Consider the following 2,253-nt stretch of genomic DNA (forward strand, 5'->3'; position numbering starts at 1 on the left):
CATCCCGAGCCAGAGCTTCCCAGCCGTCGCGCTGATACGCCTTGTGCCATCCCCGTATCGTATCGTCGTCCAGATACAGGAACTCCGCGATCTGGGCGCAACTTTTGCCGTCATCCAGCAGCAGAAGGGCATTTGCCCGCCGTGCAACGCCGTGGTCCACGCGATGCCGACGCACGCACGCTTCGAGTTCGCGGCGATCTTCAAAGGAAAGGAAACCGGGGCGTATCATGCTCGCAGCTGAATCCCGATTCTACCTCGCGTCAAGCCCGAATTCGGGTCTCCAGAGACTCGGAGTATAGTTTAGGTTTTTTACCATCGCATTCGAGTCTCCGGCACTTACCGTCGACCGAACGCGGACCGGCCATTCAATGCCTGAGCGGAGAGGATCAGTCCATGCACGGCAACGCCGCCTACGCCTATCACACCCAGCACGTGAAGGGCGCATCTAAAGTCAAGCAGGTCGCCCTGCTGTACGAGCGTATCCTCGTGTCGCTGCGCGAGGCGATCGACGCGGTCGAGACCAACGAGATCGAGCGGCGCTGGAAAGCCAACAAGCGCGCACAGGACATCATCCTCGCCCTCTACGGCTCGCTCGCTGAGGAACAGGGCGGCGAGATCACACGCAACCTGTCTCAGCTTTACATGGTCTGCCTGCGCCGCCTGCCCCGGGTCGACCTTAAGAACGACGCCACCCCGGCGAAGGAGGCCCTCGAGGTCCTGGAGCCGCTGGCGGCGTCGTGGCGCGAACTGGCGATCCGCGAACAATCCGGGCCGCTGGTCGACGGCGAGGTGCCGAACTCGGCCGCGGCCGGGGGCGCGCAGGCGGCCGCGCCGCAGGCGACGGCCGACACGCGCGAGCCATCGGCCACAGCGCGTGAGAGCATCGATCTCATGGGCTGACAACCGGGCCCCGGCTTGAGGCACCGTGGTCATCGTCGCGGGCTACGGACCATATCCGTTGGCCACCGGCGAGGGTCATGGCGCATAGGCTGGTTGCGGCGCCTCCATATCGGCCGCCGGCTCGCTGTCGACTTCAGGAGACCGATCCGGGTTCCGTACCGGTCGGTCTCCTTCTGCATCCAGGACCTTCGGCCCCTGCCCTTTGCAACCGCGCCCGTAGGTCTTGAACGTCCGGGTCGATGCGTGCCCCAGCGTAATCGCACGTACCGACGCGTCGCCGTCGGATAGGCTGGCCGCCACGAGATGCCGGGCAACGTAAGGCGACACGCCCTCGCCGGCATCTCCAAAAGCATCCCGCGCCGCGCACTTCAGGGCGTAACGCAAACGGTACTCGTCACAGCGGACGGTTATCTCGCCCGTAGGCACGCTCTGGGCAAGGTAGGCAACAACTGGATCGGTTTCGTCGTACTCAATAAACACCGTCGCATGCGGCTGCCCGGTCTGGCGGCGCTCATTCACTTTGCTCCCGGCGAACCTGATCACGAGGATCCGGCCATCCACGCGGACATGCACCCCTTCCGCCAATTCGTGCGGTCGGCACCCCACCGATAAGCACACCGCGATGGCGTCCACGCACCGCCCGAGCCGCCGAACCGACGTAAACAGGCGTTGACGCCAATCCGAGAAGGCCTTCTCCAACCGCGCCGCCGTACGCGCTTTCGTGTTCGCCGGCAATTGCCGTTGATGTCCCGCCCGCCCGCTTGTCTGCGCAGGTGGGGTATCATGCTCCTTTGGCGGATACATTTCGAGCGTCCGCACGGCACCCCGCACCGCCTGAATGTCAAGCTCTCCACCTTGCAGCCACTGATCAAGCGTGCGCAGGGAGATGGCGATGAACGCGGCTCGCGCCTTGTAGAAGCTCGCCGGCGGCTCGTCCCGTTCGCCCGGCAAGCGGCCGGATGCCGCGTAAGCGCGCACCGTATCCTCGTATTGCGCCCAAGAGCGCGCGTTGAGGTCGGGGACACCATGCGCGTCGATGAGTTCTAGCACGCGCGCTTCGGTTTCCGCGTAGGTGAGGTTCTCGTAAGCCATGCCGGCATTAAGCGATGGCGCGCGGCAAACATCAAGAGAAGGTACGTGCTCACCCCACCCCCTGTAGTTCGGGCGATGTGAGCTGCGTTGCGCGTTCCATATCCGCCGGTTGACCCCTGGAGTCGGGGTGTGATTCTGGAGCGTTCTCGAGGGTCCGGGAACGGCAGTTTGCCAGGGCGAGACGGCTTTTGCCGGACCGCTCGTGAACGTGGATTGAACGGACCCGCGGGCAGCGAGGCAGGTCTATGGGGATTGTGTCGA

Annotated in this window: 3 protein-coding genes; 1 reads left to right on the top strand and 2 read right to left on the bottom strand. The window is 64.5% G+C overall.

The genetic code is table 11. From position 1 onward, the window contains the following. On the bottom strand, positions 1 to 229 hold a 229-nt coding region (locus tag CKO28_RS29550; protein ID WP_200340324.1), incomplete at its 3' end, for a helix-turn-helix domain-containing protein. A gap of 164 nt (positions 230 to 393) precedes the next feature. Here CKO28_RS29550 and fliS point away from each other — a divergent pair. Next, positions 394 to 900: a flagellar export chaperone FliS gene (gene fliS / locus CKO28_RS27325; protein WP_200344641.1), complete on the top strand. Its 507-nt coding sequence runs from the start codon at positions 394 to 396 to the stop codon at positions 898 to 900. 75 nt (positions 901 to 975) lie between these two features. On the opposite strand, the gene CKO28_RS27330 is transcribed toward fliS, so the two are convergent. Then, on the bottom strand, positions 976 to 1,992 hold the full coding sequence (locus CKO28_RS27330; RefSeq protein ID WP_200344643.1) for a site-specific integrase: 1,017 nt from the start codon (positions 1,990 to 1,992) through the stop codon (positions 976 to 978). Positions 1,993 to 2,253: the final 261 nt, after the last annotated feature.

The organism is Rhodovibrio sodomensis (assembly GCF_016583645.1).
Taxonomy (GTDB): domain Bacteria; phylum Pseudomonadota; class Alphaproteobacteria; order Kiloniellales; family Rhodovibrionaceae; genus Rhodovibrio; species Rhodovibrio sodomensis.